Source organism: Kutzneria sp. 744 (genome assembly GCF_000568255.1).
Classification (GTDB): Bacteria; Actinomycetota; Actinomycetes; order Mycobacteriales; family Pseudonocardiaceae; genus Kutzneria.
Window position 1 is genome coordinate 7,910,897 of the sequence record NZ_KK037166.1, and the last position, 3,280, is coordinate 7,914,176.

The 3,280-nt window shown below is 71.6% G+C and carries 2 protein-coding genes and 1 pseudogene; 2 read left to right on the forward strand and 1 reads right to left on the reverse strand.

Annotation, left to right across the window (positions count from 1 at the left end; translation table 11 throughout):
• Nucleotides 1–53: 53 nt before the first annotated feature.
• Nucleotides 54–389, reverse strand: a complete 336-nt coding sequence (locus KUTG_RS36425; protein WP_043723332.1) for a hypothetical protein — start codon at nt 387–389, stop codon at nt 54–56.
• A 65-nt stretch (nt 390–454) separates the two neighbouring features.
• On the opposite strand from KUTG_RS36425, the pseudogene KUTG_RS36430 reads away from it, so the two are divergent.
• Together KUTG_RS36430 and KUTG_RS36435 are read left to right on the forward strand one after the other, a co-directional pair.
• A pseudogene (locus KUTG_RS36430) lies at nt 455–1,590 on the forward strand (acetoin utilization protein AcuC).
• Between the two features lie 4 nt (nt 1,591–1,594).
• On the forward strand, nt 1,595–3,280 hold a 1,686-nt coding region (locus tag KUTG_RS36435), incomplete at its 3' end, for a GNAT family N-acetyltransferase (protein WP_043723335.1).

Here is a 3,280-nt window from a genome sequence, read left to right on the forward strand (position 1 = left end):
CGCCGATGGTGTGCCGGTGGGCCACGGCCAGGCCCACCGGCAGCATCAGCGGACTACTCCTGGACTGACTCGCTCCGTTCGCGGAGGGCCAGCGGCGCGCCCGCCAGGTCCTCCTCGTTGCAGAGCAGCTTGACGTCGTAGTACGGCGCACTGGGCGTGTCGTCGTAGTCCAGGTGGATGGCGATGACGTCGATCGGCTCGCCGAGCCACTGCTGAGCCTGGCGCAGCCAGGACGCGGCCCGCTCCAGTGCCGTTGGAAGGTCGTCGTCCCGGAACTCGACGGGACGGTAGGGGACCCCTTGCACCTGGTCCTTCTGATTGTTCGGGCGGGGCAGGTCGACACCGACTCCGGAGTCATCGAGATCCAGGCGGATCAGTTCCTCACTCACCCCTCAAGAGTCCACCAGTCAGGCATACCCGGGCAACCCCGGCGCGTTACGCCTACCTTGTGGTCATGGGCAAGCTTGCCGGGGTCGTGTGGGACGACACGCTGCTGGGCTACGACATGGGGGCCGAGCATCCGCTCAATCCGATCCGCCTGGACCTGACGATGGGGCTGGCGCGGGCGCTGGGCGTGCTGGAGGGCGTGACGCCGGTGAAGCCGGCCGGAGCCACCGAGGAAGAGGTCTTACGGGTTCACTCGGCCGAGTACATGGCGGCGGTGAAGGCCGCGCCGACCTCGCCGGTGGACGTGGGGCACTGGCCTGGGCACGCCGGACAACCCGGTGTTCGCCGGCATGCACGAGGCGGCGAGCCTGGTGCTGGGATCGTCTGGCGCTGAGCTGCTGTTGTCGGGCGAGACGGACCGCGTGGTCAACATCGGCGGCGGGCTGCACCACGCGATTTGACGGCCGCCGGTTTTTGCGTGTACAACGACTGCGTGGGGGCGATCGACCGGCTGCTGGACCGCGGCGTCGAGCGGGTGGCCTGTACACGGACGTGCACCACGGGGACGGCGTGCAGGCGGCGTTCTACGACGACCCGCGCGTGCTGACGATCTCCCTGCACCAGCACCCGGCGACGCTGTTTCCCGGGACCGGTTACGCCCGTGAGCTGGGCGCCGGCGACGCGTACGGCACATCCGTGAACCTGCCGCTGCCCCCGGGCACCACGGACGAGCACTGGCTGCGCGCGTTCCACGCCGTCGTGCCGTCGCTGCTGCGTGCGTTCCGGCCACAGGTGCTGGTGACGCAGTGCGGCGTGGACACGCACCGGGACGACCCGCTGGCCCATCTCGGGTTGACGGTGGACGGCCACCGCGCGATCTACCAGGCGCTGCGGGAGCTGGCCGTCGAGCACGGCGGCCGCTGGCTGGCCGTGGGCGGTGGCGGTTACCAGCTGCGGCGCGTGGTGCCGCGCTCCTGGACGCACCTGCTGGCCACGGCGCTGGACCGCGACATCCCCGTGAAGACCGAGCTGCCGGGCGAGTGGGCGCAGCGGCTGGGCGTGCCGGACATGACCGACGGCGGCGGCACGGGGTACCAGCGCTGGTCCGGCGGTGGCGGCGACCCGGTGGACATGGCGGTGCTCGGCACGCGTCGCGCGGTGTTCCCGCTGTTCGGGCTCGACCCAGACGACCCGAGAGACTGACGCCGTGGACCCGTACGACTACCCGAGGCACTGGGAAGCCGATGTCGTGCTGTCCGACGGCGGCACGGTCCACCTGAGACCGATCACCCCGGACGACGCGGACCGGCTGCTGGCCTTCCACGGCCGGCTGTCCGAGCGCACGCGCTACTTCCGCTACTTCGGGCCGTATCCGAGGATGCCGCAGCGGGACCTGGAGAGGTTCAGCACGGTCGACCACAGCGACCGCGTGGCGTTCGTGGCCATGCTCGGCCACGACATCGTCGCCGTGGGCCGCTACGACCGCCTGCACGACGGCGAGTCGGCCGAGGTGGCGTTCGTGGTGGAGGACCCGCACCAGGGCCGAGGGCTGGGCTCGATCCTGCTGGAACACCTGGCCGCGGCGGCGCGGGAGAGCGGCCTGACCCGGTTCGTGGCCGAGGTGCTGGCGGAGAACGGCCAGATGGTGCGCGTGTTCCGCGACGCCGGCTACCAGATCGCGCGGTCGTTCGAGGAGGGCACGCTGCACCTGGAGTTCGCGCTGGACCCGACCGCGCAGTCGGTGGCGGTGGCGCGGTCCCGTGAGCAGGCGGCGGAGGCGCGCAGCGTGCGCAACCTGCTCACGCCGCGCTCGGTGGCGTTGATCGGGGCGTCCACGGACCACGCCAAGATCGGGCACGCGGTGTTGACGAACCTGCTGGTGGCCGACTTCGCCGGGCCGGTGTACCCGGTCAACCCGGAGCACCGGTCGGTGCGCGGGGTGCGGGCCTACGCGTCGGTGCTGGACATTCCCGACGACGTCGACCTGGCGGTGGTGGCGATTCCCGCCGCCGGCATCGAGGACGTGCTGGACGCCTGCCTGGCCAAGGGCGTGAAGGCGTTGCTGGTGGTGTCGACGGTGGTGGACCGTGACGCGGAGCGGCGGCTCGTGTCGCAGGCCCGCGCGCACGGGATGCGCGTGGTGGGGCCGAACGCGCTCGGTGTCGTGAACACCGATCCCGAGGTGCGGTTGAACGCCACGCTGGCGCCGAAGCTGCCGGGCCGTGGCCGCACGGGGTTCTTCTGCCAGTCCGGCGCGCTGGGCATCGCGATTCTGGCCACGGCCGCCGAGCGGGGCCTCGGGCTGTCCACGTTCGTGTCGGCCGGCAATCGCGCGGACGTCTCCGGCAACGACCTGTTGCAGTACTGGGCCGACGATCCGGCGACCGATGTCGTGCTGCTGTATCTGGAGTCCTTCGGCAACCCGCGCAAGTTCGCCCGGCTGGCACGGAGGTTGGGGCGGCACAAGCCGATCGTGGCCGTGAAGACGGGGCGGCACGCCGTGAACCCGGGCATGGCCGGCTTCGCCGTGCCGGTGGACGAGGCCAGCGTGCAGTCCCTGTTCGAGCAGACGGGCGTGATCCGCGTCGAGTCGCTGGGGCAGCTGTTCGACACGGCCTTGCTGCTGGCTCACCAGCCGCTGCCGGCGGGGCCGCGGGTGGCGGTCGTCGGCAACTCGAACGCGATCGGGCTGTTGGCCGCGGATGCGTTGCTGTCGCAGGGTTTGGAGCTGGCGCGGGAGCCGGTGGACGTCGGCGCGCACGCGGGGCCGGAGGAGTTCGCGGAGGCGGTCCGGTCGACCGCGCAGTGCACGGACGTGGACGCGTTGGTGGTCGTGTTCGTGCCGCCGATCGCCATGCCGGCCGCCGTGTACGCCAAGGCCTTGCGCGAGGCG